Genomic DNA, 15,645 nt, shown 5'->3' with positions numbered 1-15,645 from the left:
ATGTCTGCCGGCGTCCTGCGCGCCGCCGTCGCGAAGGTCCGGAGCGCTCAGTCTCGCGCCGCGGCGCCGCGGACGGCGTATTGCCGCTTGAGCGTCTTGCTCACCCGTTCGAACTCGGTTTCGAGCCGCCGGACATGCTCGGCGCCTTCCTGGGCGAGCGCGTGGGCGTCGAGGTTTCTGAGCGACAGACAGATCTCGTACATGCCGCGCGCGCCGATGTTCGCCGCCCCGCTCCGGAGAGCATGGGCCTGGTCGCGGAACACGGCGGGCTCGCCGCGGTCCACGGCCTCGTGCAGCGCCCGCAGCACCAGCGCGGCGTCTCCGATGAACTCGGCGACGAGGTCGTTGACGAAGTCCCGCCCTCCGAGCTCCTCCAGCTCCTGAAGCGTCCTGCGATCGACGACGGCCCGGCGCGCCGGACGGAAGCCCGGGTGCTTCGAGATGTTGGCGACGATATCGTCATCGACGACCTCCGCGGCGATCTCGGCGTCCGTGTCTCCGGGCTGGGCGGGGGCCTCGGAGGGAAGGTTTCCGAGGCCGACGATCTCGTCGATGATGGCGATCAGACGATCCGGCTCGATCGGCTTGTGCAGGCAGGCGTCCATCCCCGCCTCTTCGCACCGGGCGCGCGCCTCGGGCGTCGCGTCCGCGGTGAGCGCCACGATCGGAACGCGCTTCTTGCCGATCGAGGCGAAGCGATAGAGCTTCGTGCATTCGATGCCGTCGAGCACCGGCATGTTGACGTCCATGAGGACGAGGTCGAAGGCGCGTTCGGTCAGCGCGTCGAGCGCAAGCTCGCCATTGTCCGCGAGGCGGACCTCGTGCCCGGCACGCTCGAGCACTTTCGAGATCACCTTCTGATTGGTCCGGTTGTCCTCCGCCACGAGGATGGAGAGGCGGCGCGCGGCCGTCACCGGGGCCGTGGAAGGCGCCTGGCGCGCGCCGATCGCGGCGGCGGAGACAGCCGCGAAGCGAAGCGCCCGCTGCAGCGCCTCCCGGTCGGGATCCGGCCGGAGCGTCGCCGTGCAGGCGAGCCTCAGGTCGAGATCGGGGAGGCCGTCGTCCATATGCGTGTCGATCAGCGCGGCTTCGAAGGCGTCCCTCTCGGTCGCCGCTCGAAGCGCCGCGATCAACGCCTCGCCGTCGGGGACCGCGCCGCGGCCGTCGGCGACCACCACGAACCGGGACCGGGGTCCGGGAGCGCCGGCCTTCAGAACGCCGACCGCCTGGCGCACGCCGACCGCGGCGGCGGCCGTCACCCCGGCCTCGCCGAGCGTAGCGACGAGCGCCTCGGCGCGCTCGGTGGAGGCGGCGAGAGCGAGCACCCGCGCCGGCGCGGGGCCTCTGGAGAGGTCCTCGGTCGATGCGGCCGGAAGCTCGAGCTCAAACCAGAAGGTGCTGCCGAATCCGGGCGTGCTCTCCACGCCGATCCGGCCGCCCATCAGCTCGACGGACTGCTTGCAGATCGCCAGCCCGAGGCCGGTGCCGCCATGGCTGTTGATCACCGTCTCGTCGGCTTGGGTGAAGCTTTCGAAGATGCGTGACCGCGCCGCGGGCGCCACGCCGACTCCGGTGTCGGCCACCTCGAACCGCAGCCGCTGCCGCCCGTCGGCGGATGATCCGAGCGCGTCGACGGCGATCGAGATACCGCCGGTCTCGGTGAATTTGACGGCGTTGCCGGCGAGGTTGATCAGCACGTCGCGGATCTGGCGCGCGTCGCCCCGCAAGGCGTAGGGCGTCCGCGGCGTGACATGGACGCCGAGCCTCAGATTCTTGGCGCGGGCCTGGTTCACCAGCATGTCGCGCGCTTCGACCACCAGAGCGTGCAGATCGAAGTCGCCGATCTGCACCGGCATGCGGCCCGCTTCCAGTCGGCTGAACTTCAGCAGCTCGTCGATCAGCCCGAGCAGCGCGCGCCCGGCGTCGCCCGCGGTTCGCGCCATGTCGCGCTGCTCGTCGTCGAGCCGGGTCCCTTCCAGGAGCTCCGTCATGCCGATGACGGCGTTGAGCGGCGTCCGGAGCTCATGGCTGACGCTCGCGAGGAACAGGCTCTTCGCCCGGCTCGCCTGTTCCGCGGCGCTTTTCGCCCGTGACAGCTTGCTGATCAGCGTTCCGGCATAGGCCGGCAACACGACGAGGCTGGACAGGAGGCCGATCGAGAGCGGCAGATTCTGAGACCAGAACGCCGTCGTCGCGATCACCGCGGAAAAGCCGGCGATCGCGGCGACCGCCGTCGCGCCCAGCGCCTGGACGCCGAAGCGGAAGCCGTTGCCGAAGATGATCCAGAGATAGAACGGGAACAGGACGGCGGTCACGTCGCCGCCGAGATGGAGGCCGTAGGAGAGCAGCCAGCAGTCGACGAGCATGCCGGCGAGCCGCCGCGCCCGCTGGCGCCCCGGCCGCAGCCAGAGATGGGCGAAGAACAGGCCGGCGCAGCTCGCGTAAACGATGGCGAGGATGTGGGCGGGCTCGCTCGCGGACGGGTTCATCGACGTGTAGGCGAGGATGAGCAGGCTCGCCCACACGCGGTTCAGAACGATCTCATGCTCGCCATTGGCGCTGCGCGGGATCGCGGAGAGCATGCCTTTCAGCACGAGCCTCCAGCCGCTTTGACGCGGCACAGGCTGCTCCCCCGTCCAGTCGCCGAGCTTGTCGCTCATGCCGTCCGCACCAGCAGCGTCTCGCGCCGCACGAGATCGACGAAGTCGGTCGAGGACATCGGTCGGCCGAAATAGAAGCCCTGCACTTCGTCGCAGCCTTCGCCTCTGAGATGGGCGACCTGGGCCGCGGTCTCGACGCCTTCGGCGATCACGTCGAGATCGAGGCTGTGTCCGAGATTGACGATGGCGCGCACGATCGCGGCGTCGTTCACGTCGTTCTTCAGGTTGTCGATGAAGCTGCGGTCGATCTTGAGGCGGTCGACGGGGAAGTTCTTGACGTAGGCCAACGACGAATAGCCGGTGCCGAAATCGTCGATCGAGAACGTCACGCCGCGCTCCTGAAGGGCGCGCAGCTGGGCCACGACGCTCCCGGTGTCCTGCAGAAGGATCGTCTCGGTGAGCTCCAGCTCGAGGCGGTTGGGGTCGAGCCCGGACTCCTCCAGCGCGTCGAGCACGACTTGCTGGATGTCGACCTTGCGGAACTGGACGCCGGACAGATTGACCGCGATCCGCAGCGGCGGCAGGCCGGCCCGCGGCCAGCTCGCCGCCTGGGCGCAGGCCTCTCGAAGCACCCATTCGTTTATGGGAACGATCAGGCCGCTCTCCTCCGCGCGCGGGAGGAACTCACCGGGGGCGATCAGATCGCCGTTCTCGCGCCGCCAGCGGATCAACGCCTCCGCCCCGACGATGCGGCCGTTGGCCAGGGAGACCTGCGGCTGGTAATGCAGGATGAATTCGGAGCGCGCGAGCGCCCGGCGCAGATCGCTTTCGAGGACGGTGAGCGCCCGGACGCTGACGTCCATGTCGGCGGCGAAGGATCGCGCGCCGTCGCGTCCGTCGGCCTTCGCGCGGTACATCGCGAGGTCGGCGTTCTTCAAGAGCTCGTCGAAGTCGAAGCCGTCGTCCGGAAACATCGCGATGCCGATCGACGCGGACGTCGCGATGTCCTCGCCGTCGAAGCGGAAGGGCTCCGCGAGGGTCTCGCGGACGCGCTTCGCAAGCTCCATCGTGTCTTCGGCCGAGCCGACATTCGCTTGCAGGATCGCGAATTCGTCGCCGCCCAGTCGGGCCACCGTGTCGGTCTCCCGCACGGTCGCGCGCAACCGGTCCGAGACGGCGCGCAGCAGCCTGTCGCCGACATGGTGGCCCAGGACGTCGTTGATGCCCTTGAAGCGGTCGAGGTCGAACAGATGGAGGGCGAACTTCCGCTCGGCCCGTCGGGCGTGCGCGATCTCGTGCCGCACGCGCTCATGCAGCAGCGCCCGGTTCGGCAGATCGGTGAGGATGTCGTGATGCGCGAGGTGGCGGAGATGGCCCTCGGCGTTCTTGCGGTCGGTGATGTCGAGCGAGGTGGTCAGCACCGCGACGACAGGCCCCTCAACGCCGCGGAGCGGCGCCTTGGTCGTCAGAAAATAGCGGCGCTCGCCCGCATGGTCGACGATCTCCTCCTCGAAGCTGGGGAGGGGAACGCCGCTCTCCATGATCAGCCGGTCGAGCGCCGCGCTGCGGCCGCCATGTTCGGGGCCGAAGATCTCGTTCGCGGTGCGGCCGAGCAGCGACGCCGGCTCGACGCCCTTCATCGAGGCCTGATAGGCGTTCACGAAGATGCAGCGTCCGGAACGGTCGGACGCGCTGATCATCGCGGGCAGCGTGTCGATCACCTGGGCGAGGCGCTCCGAGGAATCGCGCATCGCCTGTTCGCGCGACCGTTCGCTGGTTCGAAGCTCATCCTCGAGGCTGAGGGCGCGGCCCGCGATGAGCATCTGCTGCCGTCGCATCTTCAGCAGATTGCGCGCCCGGGTCAGAAATTCGTGGTGGTCGACGGGGCTCTGGAGGAAATCGGTCGCGCCCGCCTCCAGCGCGCTCAGCCGGAACGAGCGCTCCTCGTAGACGGTCAGCACGACGACCGGCACGTCCTCGCAGCCCTTCAGCTGTCGAAACCGCCGCGTGAACTCCGCGCCGTCGAGCTCGGGCATCTTGAAGTCGGTGACGACGAGGTCGGGCGTCTCCTCCGCCATCGCGGCGAGAGCCTCGAGAGGGTTCCCGTACGTCTTCACGGTGACGCCCGGCTCGATCGAGGCGGCGAGCTTGGCGAAGATGTTCCGGTTGGTGACCCGGTCGTCCAAGATGCAGATCAGCGCCATAGCCTTAGCCGAAGCCTCTTGCGCCACCGCGGACATCCGCCGGGTCCGGCAGGTATCGATGTGGCCCGTATCCGAAGTCTCGGCTGGACGAAGCCGCGCCCAACTAGTGCGGTTCGAGCCCGTCTGATTTAGCAAGTTCGCCTTAAAGAAAAGCGAATCGATCTCGCACCATTGTCCGCCCCCTGATCCGGCGGACGTCAGAAGGCTCGCCGCTCGTGACGAGGCATCGACTTCGACCCGACGTCATGGCCAGGAGCGCAGCGTGACGAGCGACGGGCCGGCTCCTCAGGCGGCGGTGGTCGGGGCAGGTCCGGCCGGCCTGATGGCGGCCGAGCGTCTGGCGGCCGCGGGCTGCGCCGTGACCGTCTACGATCGGATGCCCTCCCCTGCCCGCAAGTTCCTGCTTGCGGGGCGCGGCGGATTGAATCTGACCCACTCCGAACCGATCGACCGTCTGCTCGCCCGCTATGGCGAAACCACGCCGGCGCTCGAACGCGCGGTGCGCGCCTTCCCGCCGGAGGCGTTGACGGCGTGGTGCGAGGGGCTGGGCGTCGAGACCTTCGTCGGTACGAGCGGGCGCGTCTTCCCAAAGAGCCTGAAAGCCTCCCCACTTCTGCGCGCCTGGCTGAGGCGGCTGTCGGCGGCCGGCGTCCGCATTGAGCTCCGCCGGCGCTGGACGGGTTTTGACGGGGACGGCGGCCTGACCTTCGAGACGCCCGAGGGCGCTTATGTCGTGCGGCCGGACGCCGCCGTGCTGGCGCTCGGCGGCGCGAGCTGGCCGCGGCTCGGGGCCGACGGCGGCTGGGTCGCGCCGCTCGAGGCGGCAGGCGTCGAGATCGCGCCGCTCAAGCCCGCCAATTGCGGCTTCGTGGTTCCCTGGTCGGCGCAGGTCCGCGAGCGGTTCGCAGGCGCGCCGATCAAGCGGGCCGCGATGACCTTCGAGGGCGTCACCCGGCGCGGCGAGGCGATCGTGACGTCCGACGGGATCGAAGGGGGGCTGGTCTACGCGCTGTCGGCCCGGCTGCGCGACGCGATCGCCCGCGACGGAGAGGCCCGTCCCACGCTCGATCTGCGACCCGACCTCTCCGTCGAGGCGCTGGCCGCGAAGCTGGCCGCTCCGCGCGGCGGACGCTCGCTCTCGACGCATCTGCGCAAGGCGGCCGGACTGGCGCCCGTCGCCGTCGCGCTGCTCCGGGAGGCGGGCGCGCCGCCGTCCGACCCGGTTTCGCTCGCGCGGGCGATCAAGGCCGCGCCGCTGCGGCTGATCGCGCCGACCGGCCTCGAACGCGCGATCTCCACGGCCGGCGGGGTCCGGTTCTCGGCCCTCGACGACGCCTTCATGCTCAAGGAGCGCCCCGGCGTGTTCGTGGCGGGCGAGATGCTGGACTGGGAGGCGCCGACGGGCGGCTATCTCCTGCAAGCGACGTTCTCGACCGCCGTCGCCGCCGCGGACGGGGCGGCGGCGTGGGCCTGGCGGACGCGCGGACGTCCATCCAGCTCCGAGCGCGTCTAGCGCGACGAGGGGCGCTGGGCCAAGTTGAGGCCTCCCGAGCGGGCGGGCCTCGCGGCCCCACATTATTTCCCGGAGGGCTGTCGGCTCCGCGGCGCCCCGTTCGTCCTGAGGTCGCGTCACGCATCCAAAGGAGGCTCACATGACGACCGCCGCTCAGCCGGTCGCTTCCGCGATCAAGCCCTATCTGTTCTTCGACGGACGATGCGAAGAGGCGATCGAGTTCTACAAGCAGGCGCTTGGGGCGGAGGTGCTGATGCTGCTGCGCTTTCGCGACAATCCGGACCAGCCGGAGCCATCCGACGCCTGCATGCCGCCGCCCGGCTCCGCCGACAAGATCATGCACGCCTCGCTGATGATCCGCGGTTCGGAGATCATGATGTCCGACGGCATGTGCGGCGGGTCTCCGACCTTCAACGGCGTGTCGATCTCGCTCAGCCTTCCCGATTCCTCTGCGGCGGAGACCGTCTTCGCCGCGCTGTCCGAGGGCGGGCAGGTCCAGATGCCGCTCGGCCCGACCTTTTTCTCCCCGATCTTCGGCATGACGGCCGACAGGTTCGGCGTGAGCTGGATGATCGGCGTGCCCGGGGGGACCGGGTCGTGACCGTCCACACCCTCGTCCTGCTCGGCACGAAGAAGGGCGTGTTCGTCGCCGAGAGCGACGGCGCGCGAACGACCTGGTCGCTCCGCGGACCCTATTGCGACACGTGGCCGATCAACCATGTCGTCGGCGATCCGGCGACCGGCGCCATCCATGCGGCCGGCGGCAATGAGTGGTTCGGCCCTGCCGTCTGGACCTCGCTCGATCTGGGCGCGAGCTGGACCCATTCGAGCCGCGGCCTCGCCTATGACGAGGGCGCGGAGCCGGTGAAGGCGGCCTGGAGCCTCGCGCTCGGGCACGGCCGGCTCTATGCCGGCGTCGAGCCGGCCGGCCTGTTCTACAGCGAGGATGTCGGCCTCAGCTGGAGCCATGTCGACGGCTTGCAGAAAACCCCGACGCGGTCCGAATGGACGCCTGGCGGCGCCGGCCTGATCCTGCACTCCCTCGTGCCGCATCCGGACGATCCACGGCAGATCTGGGTCGGCGTGTCGGCCGCCGGCGTGTTCCACACCGCCGACGGCGGCGCGACCTGGGAGCCGCGCAACCGCGGGACGCGCGCCGACTTTCTTCCCGAGGGCCAGAACTATCCCGAGTTCGGCCAGTGCGTGCACTGCCTCGTCATGGCGCCGGGCCAGCCGGACCGGCTCTATCAGCAGAACCATTGCGGCATGTACCGATCGGACGACGGCGGGCGCTCGTGGACGAGCATCGAAGCCGGATTGCCCTCGAGCTTCGGCTTTCCGGCGGCGGCTCATCCGCGCGACCCGGAGACGCTGTTTCTCGCCCCGCTCAACGGCGACACGGCAGGCCGCTACATGCCCGACGCCAAGGCCGCGATCTGGCGGACGAGGGATTCCGGCTCCCGCTGGTCGTGCGAACGAACGGGCCTGCCGCAGGAAAACGCCTTCCTCAACGTTCTGCGGCAGGCGATGACGACGGACCGGCTCGACCCCGCCGGCGTCTATTTCGGCACCGGCTCAGGCGAACTCTACGCCAGCGCCGACGAAGGCGAGACCTGGGACTGCGTCGCGCGCCACCTACCCTCGATCTCGTCGGTCGAGACCCTGGTGCTGGAGCGATAGCCGGAGCGGCCGCCATGACGGACGGATCTCACGAGGGCGGCGAGGTTCTGGTGCGGCTGCCGGCCCTGCTCGTCGGCATGTTCCCGGGCGCCGACCGCCGCGTCCGGCTCGCGGCGCGGTCCGTCGCCGAGATGGTCGACGAGCTCGACGCGCGCTGGCCCGGCATGCGCGACCGCATCTGCGACACCCGTCCCGCCATCCGCCGCCACATCAACGTCTTCGTGGAGGGGCGGAGGGCCAGTCTGGACACGCCGCTGAAGGCGGGCGCCGACGTCTTCGTCCTGACCGCGATCAGCGGCGGCTGAGCGCGGCGCCGCGCGTCAGCGGGGGCACCGGTTCGCGCGCTCCTGCGCCTGGATTTCGGCGACCTTCTTGCGATCGCGCGGCGAGAGCGGCACGTCGGCCATCTCGTCATACTTGCAGCCGGCATTGCCGAAAGCCTTGATCGCCTTGGTCGTCTTGAAGCAATAGCCGGCGTCCGCATACACCGCGTTGCGTTCGGCCCAAAGCTCGTCGCACGGGAAGTCGGCGAACGCAGGGGCGGTCGACATCACCAAAGCGACGCACCCCATCGAAATTCTTTTCACGACCACGCTCCTACGAAATAAAACTATGGTCAGCACGTATATTCCCTCAAGAAAATCAATCCGTATTTGTCCGTACCCCGATGGAATCATCGTGGGCGAACGTCCCGAAGGACGGCGGCGGCGACGGGAGGCACGCCGCGCGCGGCTGGCGCGGGGTTGTGTTCAAGAGGAGGCGGACAGCCGCTCCAGCGCCCGCTCGCGCCCGATGAAGGGCAACAGCCGCGCGAGTTCGGGGCCATGCGGCCAGCCCGTCAGCGCCAATCTCATTGGCGCGTACAGCGCTCGGCCCTTGCGGCCCGTCGCGGCGCCGACATCGGTCGTCCAGGCCTTCCAGGTCGCGTCGTCCCACGGCTCGGCCGGAAGACGGCGGGCCGCCTCGGCGATCAGGTCGGAATCTTCGGCGCGTGGCCTTTCCGCGCTCTCCGGCAGCGGTCCGGTCGCGATCCGCCACCAGTCCGTCGCCTCCGCGAGCGTCCTGAGGTTGCCGCGGACCGTCTCCCAGAATACCGCCCCTCCCCCGACGCCGAGCGCGGCGAGGCGGGGAGCGACGTCGGCGAAGGCGAGGCCATGCACGGTCTTCGCCGACAGCGCCGCGAGCTCCTCGAAATCGACTCGCGCCGGCGCGCGCGACAGCTTCGCGAGATCGACCAGCTGGGCGAGCTCGTCGAGCCCCGCGACCGGCCGCACGGCTTCCGCGGAGCCGATGAGGACGGCGTAGGCCGCGACCGCAAGCGGCTCGATCCCTTCGGCCCTGAACGACCGCAGCGACAGACTGCCGGCGCGCTTCGAAAGTCCTGCGCCCTCGGCGGTCGTCAGCAGATTGTGGTGCGCGAAGGCCGGAGGCTCGGCGCCGAGGGCTGCGAACAGGTCGAGCTGCACGGCGGTGTTCGCGACGTGGTCCTCGCCGCGCACCACCTCGGTCACGCCGAACTCGGCGTCGTCGACCACGCTCGTGAACACGTAGAGAAAGCCGCCGTCGTCGCGCGCGATCACCGGATCGGACAGGCTGTCGAGGTCGATCTCTTGGCGTCCGCGGCAGCCGTCTTCCCAAGCCGCGCGTCCGCCCGACAGACGGAAGCGCCAGTGCGGCCGCCGCCCCTCGGCCTCCAGAGCGGCGCGCTGCTCCGCGGTGAGCTTCAACGCCCGTCGGTCGTAGACCGGCGGCAGATGGGAGGCGCGCGCGAGCCGGCGGGCGCGGTCGAGCTCCTCCGCCGTCTCATAGGCTGGATAGAGCCGCCCCGCCGCCTTCAGCCGCTCAAATGCGGCGCCATAGCTGTCGGCCCGTTCGGACTGGCGGGCCTCGAGGTCGGGGGCGAGCCCAAGCCAGGCCAGATCCTCGCGGATCGCCGCGACATATTCCGGCTTCACGCGGGCGGCGTCGGTGTCGTCGAGCCGAAGCAGCAGGCGCCCGCCGCGCCTTCGCGCGAGCAGCGCGTTCAGCAGCAGCGTGCGCGCGTTGCCGAGATGGAGATAGCCGGTCGGCGACGGCGCGAACCGATAGAGAGGTCTATCCGACATCGCGGAACCGGTTGACGATGGGGTAGCGGCGGTCGCGGCCGAAGTTCCGCGCGGTGACCTTCACGCCGGGCGCCGCCTGCCGGCGCTTGTACTCCGCGAGATAGAGCAGCCGCTCGACCCTCCGCACGGTCTCTTCGTCATGGCCCGCGGCGATCAGGTCCGCGACGCGCTTCTCGTCGTCCACGAGCCCGATCAGGATCGCGTCGAGCTCGTCATAGGGCGGCAGGCTGTCGGCGTCCGTCTGGTTCTCCCGAAGCTCCGCCGTGGGCGCCTTGTCGATCACGTTGACGGGGACGACCTCGCCGTCCGGACCCAGAGCGTCGGTCGGCCTCCACGCGTTGCGCAGTCTGCAGAGGCGGAACACCTGGCTCTTGTAGAGATCCTTGATCGGATTGAAGCCGCCGTTCATGTCGCCATAGAGCGTGGCGTAGCCGACCGACATCTCGGACTTGTTGCCGGTCGTGACCACCATCGGCCCGAACTTGTTGGAGATCGACATCAGCAGCGCGCCGCGCGCGCGGCTCTGCAGGTTCTCCTCCGTCACGTCGCGCGCGGCGCCTTGAAACAGGCCGGCGAGCGCGCTTTCGAGGCCGAGCACCGCCGGCTCGATCGGCAGCGTGTCGTAGCGCACGCCGAGCGCCTTCGCGCAGGCCGCGGCGTCCGCAAGGCTCTCGCTCGACGTGTAGCGGTAGGGCAGCATCACGCAGTGGACCTTGTCCGCGCCCAGCGCGTCGACGGCGATCGCCGCGCACAGCGCGGAGTCGACGCCGCCGGACAGACCGAGCACCACGCCGGGGAAACCGTTCTTCCCCACATAGTCGCGAAGCCCGAGCACGCAGGCGCGGTAGTCGGCCGCGTCGTCCTCCTCCACAACGTCCATGGGCCCGTCGAGACAGCGCCAGACGCCGTCGCGCCGCGTCCAGGCGACTGTGACCAGCTGCTCGTCGAACGCCGCCATCTGGAAGGCGAGAGACCCGTCGGCCTGCAGCCCGAAGGAGGCGCCGTCGAACACGAGTTCGTCCTGGCCGCCGACCTGGTTGAGATAGATCAGCGGCAGCCCGCTCTCGACGACCCGCGCCGCCGCGACGTTCTGCCGGAGATGGGCCTTGCCGCGCCAGTAGGGCGAGCCGTTCGGCGAGAGCAGGATCTCCGCGCCGGTCTCGACGAGGCAGTCGACGACCTCCTCGGTCCAGAGGTCTTCGCAGATCGGCGCGCCGAGGCGAACGCCGCGAACCGGGATCGGCCCCGGCAGCGGTCCCGGCGTGAACAGGCGCTTCTCGTCGAACACGCCGTAGTTCGGCAGCTCCACCTTGTGCCGGACGGTCTGGACCTTGCCGCCGGCGAGATGGGCGACCGCGTTGGTGAGGTCGGCCCCGTCGCGCCATGGCAGACCGATCAGGACGTCCGGGCCGCCGTCCCCGGTCTCCGCGGCGAACTCCTCGCAGGCGGCGCGGCAGGCGTCCTGGAACGCCGGCTTGAGCACGAGGTCCTCCGGCGGATAGCCCGCGAGGAACAGCTCGGAGAACAGCACGAGGTCGGCGCCCTGGAAGGCCGCCTCCGCCCGCATCTCGCGCGCGATCTCGAGATTGCCGCGGATGTCGCCGACCGTCGGGTTCGCCTGCGCGAGCGCGATGCGGAGCGTGTCGGGCGCGGAGGATGCGGGCATGGCGCTCGTCTAGCGCGCGCCGGCCGCCGCGGCAATCGGAGCGGCCGCGCCCTGTTCGACGCGGTCGCCCCCAACATGCGCAGCCGCGGCGTTACTCCGCCGCCACCACGTGCTTGCGGCCGCGGGCCACCCGCTCCTTCTTGAGCTCCTCGGCGACCAGGAAGGCGAGCTCGATCGCCTGTTCGGCGTTGAGCCGCGGGTCGCAATGGGTGTGGTAGCGGTCGTGGAGATCGGCGTCGGAGATCGCCCGCGCGCCGCCGGTGCATTCGGTGACGTTGCGCCCGGTCATCTCGATATGGATGCCGCCGGCGTGGACGCCCTCGACGCGGCAGACCTCGAAGAACGCCTCGACCTCCTGGAGGATGCGCTCGAACGGCCGCGTCTTGTAGCCCGAGGGCGACTTGATGGTGTTGCCGTGCATCGGGTCGCAGGACCACACGACCTTGCGGCCGGCCGTCTTCGCCGCGCGCATTAGGCCGGGCAGATGGTCGAACACCTTGTCGGCGCCGAAGCGCGCGATCAGCGTCAGCCGGCCCGGCTCATTATCGGGGTCGAGCTTGTCGATCAGCTGCATCAGCGCGTCGGGCTTGAGCGACGGTCCGCATTTCAGGCCGATCGGGTTCTTCACGCCGCGGGCGAACTCGATATGGGCATGGTCGAGCTGGCGGGTGCGGTCGCCGATCCACAGCATATGGCCGGAGGTCGCGTACCAGTCGCCGGTGGTGGAATCGACGCGCGTCAGCGCCTGCTCATAGCCGAGCAGCAGCGCCTCGTGACTGGTGAAGAAGTCGGTCGTCCTGAGCTCCGGATGGGACTCCGGGTCGATGCCGCAGGCGCGCATGAAGTCGAGCGCTTCCGCGATCCGGTCCGCGACCTCCTGGTAGCGGCCGGACTGCGGGCTCTCCTTCACGAAACCCAGCATCCACTGATGCACGAAGTCGAGATTGGCGTAGCCGCCATTCGCGAAGGCGCGCAGCAGATTGAGCGTCGCCGCGGACTGGCGGTAGGCCTCGATCTGCCGGCGCGGATCGGGGATCCGCGCCTCGGGCGTCGCCTCGGTGCCGTTGACGATGTCGCCGCGATAGATCGGAAGCTCCACGCCGTCGACGACCTCGGTCGGCGCGCTGCGGGGCTTGGCGAACTGGCCGGCGACGCGGCCGACTTTCACCACCGGCGACGCCGCGGCGTAGGTCAGCACCACCGCCATCTGCAGCAGCACGCGGAAGAAGTCGCGGATGTTGTCGGCGGAGTGCTCGGCGAAGCTCTCGGCGCAGTCGCCGCCCTGCAGCAGGAAGGCCTCGCCCTCCGCGACCCTCGCGAGCTGGCGCTTCAGCTTGCGCGCCTCGCCGGCGAACACGAGCGGGGGAAAGGTCGCGAGCTGGGCCTCCGCAGCGCCGAGCGCCGCGAGATCGGGATAGACCGGCGACTGCTCGATCGGCAGATTCCGCCAGCTTGAAGGGCTCCAACGCTCCGACATTTCCAGCTCCATGACGTCTCTCGAGCGACCCTTTCGGAAACGACGAAGCGTCGCCCGACCATGTCATATGGCCGCTCGTGCGCGCGGCTTCTAGCACCGCTCGGGAAACGCCGCCACCTCAGCCTGGCGGAGCCGGCGGCTCGTGGCTGTCCCGCAAGGGCCGTTCCGGCATCGCCGCGAGGCAGGCGAGCGCGCCGAGCGTCGCGAGCGCCGCGGCCGCGAAGGCCCAGCGGAACCAGATCGGCTCGATGGCGAAACCGACGCCCGCGCCGCCTTCCGCGCCCATCCCCGCCCCCAGCACGATCGCGCCCAGGATGGCGACGCCGGCGGCCGCGCCGAGCGATCGCATGAAGGCGAGCAGTCCGGTCGCCGCGCCGAGATCGTGCCGCGCGACGGCGTTCTGCACGGCGACCGTGCCGGTCGGGAAGATCGGCCCGAGGCCGAGCCCGTAGAGGAACAGCAGCGTCTCCGCCAGAAGGAAGGATCGCGTCTCGACGGTCGCTGCGAGCGCGACCAGCGATCCGATCGCCAGCACATGGCCGAACAAAGCCGGTCGCCGGTACCGCGTCAGCTTCGGGATCACGCGGCCCGTGACGGCGGCTCCGATCACGGTTCCCGCGGCCATGGCGATCAGCCCGATCGCGGCGACGTCGGGCCCGACGCCGTTCATGGTCTCGAAGTAGATCGGCACGATCGTCGTCAGCCCGACGAAGCCCGCCATGCCTAGGGCGATCGCGCAGGTCCCGCGCGCGACGACGCGATCCCGCAGCACGCCGAGCGGGATCAGCGGCTCGGCGAAGGTCGCGAGGCGCCAGCCGAACAGCGCGGTCGCGACCACGGCCGCGGCGGCGAGCCCGAGCACCGTGGCGGAGCCCCAGTCGCCGGTCATGCGTCCGATCGAGAGCGCGAGCATGGCGAGCGACGTCGCCGCGACGACCAGGACCGCGCCGGGAACGTCGAGACGATGAGGACGCGGTACGAAGGGCAGATCCTTCAGCGGTCCGTACATCATCGCGAGCGCGATCACGCCGATCGGCAGGTTGATCCAGAAGATCAGCGACCAGTGCAGATGCTGGGCGAACACGCCCCCGACCAGCGGGCCGCCGACGCTCGCGGTGGCCCACACCGCGGAGATCTGGGCTGCGTAGCGGGCGCGCTGCTTCGGCGGCACGAGATCGCCGAGCACCGTCTGGGCGAGCGCGATCAGTCCGCCGCCGCCGAGCCCCTGCAGCGCGCGGCCGGCGATCAGCACCCAGAGGTTCGGCGCGAGCGCGCAGACCACCGAGGCCGCCATGAACAACATCACGCCGAAGAAAATGACCGGCCGGCGGCCATAGATGTCGGCGACCTTGCCATAGAGCGGGGTGACGGCCGTCGCGGTCACGAGATAGGCCGAAATCACCCACGGCAGATGCTGGAGGTGACCCAGGCTCTGCCCGATCGTCGTCATCGCCGGCGCGACGATCGTCTGGTCGAGCGCCGCGAGCAGCATCGCGGTCAGCACGCCGACGATGATCTTGCGCTTGCGCGCGTCATCCAGCGCGACGGGGCCGTCGGGCCGCGCATCCATCAGGACGGAGCCACGTCTGCGACCGCCCCAAAGCCCCATTCCGTTCGCGAGAGTCGGCGGAGCGTCATGCGGGGGAAGGCGTCCGAACCGGCGCCGCGGCCGCGTATCGCGGCGATCGCGGCGCGGACGTCGTCGAACCTCACGCCGGCGAGGCTCGCCGGCCGGAAGCGCGGCCAGTTCAGTTCGGCGAGCTCGGCGATCACGTCCGGCGGAAAGCGGAAGCGCAGATGCCGGGCGGGAACCCCGGCGACGATCGCGTAAGGCGGCACGTCCCGCGTCACGACCGACCCGGCGGCGACGATCGCGCCGTTTCCGATCCTTACGCCCAGCCTCAGCTGCGCCCCCGCGCCTATCCAGACGTCGTCTCCGATCACGACGGGCTTGCGCGCGCGCAGCTTCGGCGGGATCGGCGGATAGTAGTCGTCCGGCTTCACCGGCTCGTAGAATGAAAGGAAGCCCTTCTGGAACTGGAAGGGGCTCGTGCTGAGGAAATCGGTCGGGTGCTCCCCGTCGCCGATGCGGCAGCCGGGCGCCACACTGCAGTAGCGGCCAATCGACCCCACAAAGCGCAAAGACGAGCCGCGAACATAGGAATACGCGCCGATCCTGAGGTTGCACTTCACCGACGTCGGGCCGTCGAGGGAGGTGGGCGCCTCCCAGGTGACGGACTTTCCGATGGCGAGCGCGTCGAGCGACGCCAGCGCCAGCCCGGCCTTGCGAAGCTCCTGCAGCGCGCGCGTCTTGTCCGCGGCGCGATAGATCACGCCCGATTCGACGCCCTCCGCGCCGGACTCCCGGCCCGGCTCTGCTTCGGACGCGCTCATCCCGTC

At 70.0% G+C, this 15,645-nt stretch carries 12 protein-coding genes; 4 read left to right on the top strand and 8 right to left on the bottom strand.

From position 1 onward, the window contains the following. Nucleotides 1–47 precede the first annotated feature (47 nt). The gene (locus ACO2RJ_RS02290) at nt 48–2,660 is read right to left on the bottom strand and encodes an ATP-binding protein (RefSeq protein WP_423266393.1); all 2,613 of its coding nucleotides are present in this window, start codon (nt 2,658–2,660) and stop codon (nt 48–50) included. Next, complete coding sequence (locus ACO2RJ_RS02285; RefSeq protein WP_423266392.1) at nt 2,657–4,804, bottom strand: two-component system response regulator; 2,148 nt, start codon at nt 4,802–4,804, stop codon at nt 2,657–2,659. The genes ACO2RJ_RS02290 and ACO2RJ_RS02285 overlap by 4 nt, the downstream gene beginning before the upstream one ends. A gap of 262 nt (nt 4,805–5,066) precedes the next feature. Here ACO2RJ_RS02285 and ACO2RJ_RS02280 point away from each other — a divergent pair, with 262 nt between their 5' ends. The 4 genes from ACO2RJ_RS02280 to ACO2RJ_RS02265 all read left to right on the top strand — a co-directional run bounded on the left by ACO2RJ_RS02280 (nt 5,067) and on the right by ACO2RJ_RS02265 (nt 8,302). Further along, complete coding sequence (locus ACO2RJ_RS02280; RefSeq protein ID WP_423266391.1) at nt 5,067–6,317, top strand: TIGR03862 family flavoprotein; 1,251 nt, start codon at nt 5,067–5,069, stop codon at nt 6,315–6,317. Nucleotides 6,318–6,456: 139 nt separating this feature from the next. Continuing rightward, nucleotides 6,457–6,918, top strand: a complete 462-nt coding sequence (locus ACO2RJ_RS02275; RefSeq protein ID WP_423266390.1) for a VOC family protein — start codon at nt 6,457–6,459, stop codon at nt 6,916–6,918. Beyond that, complete coding sequence (locus tag ACO2RJ_RS02270) at nt 6,915–7,997, top strand: exo-alpha-sialidase (protein WP_423266389.1); 1,083 nt, start codon at nt 6,915–6,917, stop codon at nt 7,995–7,997. Before ACO2RJ_RS02275 ends, ACO2RJ_RS02270 begins: the two co-directional genes overlap by 4 nt. A 14-nt stretch (nt 7,998–8,011) precedes the next feature. After that, nucleotides 8,012–8,302 (top strand): MoaD/ThiS family protein, encoded by a 291-nt coding sequence (locus ACO2RJ_RS02265; protein ID WP_423266388.1) that lies wholly within the window; start codon nt 8,012–8,014, stop codon nt 8,300–8,302. 15 nt (nt 8,303–8,317) lie between these two features. On the opposite strand, the gene ACO2RJ_RS02260 is transcribed toward ACO2RJ_RS02265, so the two are convergent. From ACO2RJ_RS02260 to ACO2RJ_RS02235, 6 genes are all read right to left on the bottom strand, one after another. Continuing rightward, entirely contained in the window at nt 8,318–8,569 is a 252-nt protein-coding gene (locus ACO2RJ_RS02260) for a YARHG domain-containing protein (protein WP_423268889.1), read from the bottom strand. A 177-nt stretch (nt 8,570–8,746) separates the two neighbouring features. Further along, nucleotides 8,747–10,102: a glutamate--tRNA ligase gene (locus ACO2RJ_RS02255; RefSeq protein ID WP_423266387.1), complete on the bottom strand. Its 1,356-nt coding sequence runs from the start codon at nt 10,100–10,102 to the stop codon at nt 8,747–8,749. Beyond that, nucleotides 10,092–11,768, bottom strand: a complete 1,677-nt coding sequence (locus tag ACO2RJ_RS02250) for an NAD+ synthase (protein ID WP_423266386.1) — start codon at nt 11,766–11,768, stop codon at nt 10,092–10,094. Before ACO2RJ_RS02250 ends, ACO2RJ_RS02255 begins: the two co-directional genes overlap by 11 nt. A 91-nt stretch (nt 11,769–11,859) precedes the next feature. Next, nucleotides 11,860–13,245 carry a class II 3-deoxy-7-phosphoheptulonate synthase gene (locus tag ACO2RJ_RS02245; RefSeq protein WP_423266385.1) on the bottom strand — a complete coding sequence of 462 codons (1,386 nt, stop codon included), beginning with the start codon at nt 13,243–13,245 and terminating at the stop codon, nt 11,860–11,862. Nucleotides 13,246–13,363: 118 nt separating this feature from the next. Continuing rightward, the gene (locus ACO2RJ_RS02240) at nt 13,364–14,815 is read right to left on the bottom strand and encodes an MFS transporter (protein ID WP_423266384.1); all 1,452 of its coding nucleotides are present in this window, start codon (nt 14,813–14,815) and stop codon (nt 13,364–13,366) included. Continuing rightward, nucleotides 14,815–15,639: a CatB-related O-acetyltransferase gene (locus ACO2RJ_RS02235; protein ID WP_423266383.1), complete on the bottom strand. Its 825-nt coding sequence runs from the start codon at nt 15,637–15,639 to the stop codon at nt 14,815–14,817. Before ACO2RJ_RS02235 ends, ACO2RJ_RS02240 begins: the two co-directional genes overlap by 1 nt. Nucleotides 15,640–15,645 lie beyond the last annotated feature (6 nt).

The sequence above is a fragment of the Hansschlegelia sp. KR7-227 genome, assembly GCF_049446035.1.
Classification (GTDB): Bacteria; Pseudomonadota; Alphaproteobacteria; order Rhizobiales; family Methylopilaceae; genus Methylopila.
The sequence above is the reverse complement of the archived record's forward strand: the minus strand, read 5'-3'. Positions and strand labels throughout refer to the sequence as shown.